This is a genomic window from Pseudoalteromonas sp. CO109Y (assembly GCF_004208935.1).
Lineage (GTDB): Bacteria > Pseudomonadota > Gammaproteobacteria > Enterobacterales > Alteromonadaceae > Pseudoalteromonas > Pseudoalteromonas shioyasakiensis.
On record NZ_SGPD01000049.1, the window covers coordinates 1 to 792 of the forward strand.

The window sequence follows — 792 nt, forward strand, 5'->3', positions numbered from 1 at the left end:
TTTTGTCTACACTTTAGTTACAGCTAATGCATTTCAAATTATCAGTTCAAGGAGTGGACGATGGCTTTAGCAAGGAAGCGGCAAATCTGTTTGTCGAACACCAAATTTTATCATTGTGTATCTCGTTGCGTCAGACGCGCATACCTTTGTGGAGAAGACGTACTCACTGGTAAATCATATGAACACCGCAGAGGATGGGTTGAAGAGCGCCTACTTTTTCTTGCGAAGGTATTTTGTATTGATGTATGTGCTTATGCGGTGATGAGCAATCATACGCATCTTGTTCTTTATGTTGATGATAAAAAAGCAAATAGGTTATCGGATAAAGCCATTCTTTTACGCTGGTTTAAGCTCAGTAAAATGACCCCTTTAGGCCAAAAGTTTCTCTATGGTGAGCCGCTAAGTGATGGTCAGAAAGTATTCTTAAATAAAGAAGTTGCAGAATATAGGACGCGCCTTTCGAGCATTAGTTGGTTTATGCGAATGCTTAATGAATATATAGCCAGGCGTGCGAATAAAGAAGACGAGTGTACAGGTCACTTTTGGGAAGGGCGATTTAAGAGCCAAGCATTACTTGATGAGTCGGCGCTTTTAGCATGTATGGCCTATGTTGACTTAAACCCTGTTCGTGCTAAAGCTGCGAGCACGCCGGAGCAATCGGACTATACCAGTTTTAAAAAGCGATGCCAGAGCACGAAGGAGTCAAAGCAACCTAAGGTACTAGCTCGTTTTATTGGTGGTATGAGTAAGTATAAATCAAAGGGAATACCTTTTGAGTTAAAGTCATACCTG

1 protein-coding gene is annotated in these 792 nt (G+C 41.3%); it reads left to right on the forward strand.

What is annotated here, in order from left to right; genetic code table 11:
* Positions 1-60 precede the first annotated feature (60 nt).
* Positions 61-792: transposase (locus EXT43_RS20475; protein ID WP_130167818.1), on the forward strand; the 732-nt coding region annotated here is incomplete at its 3' end.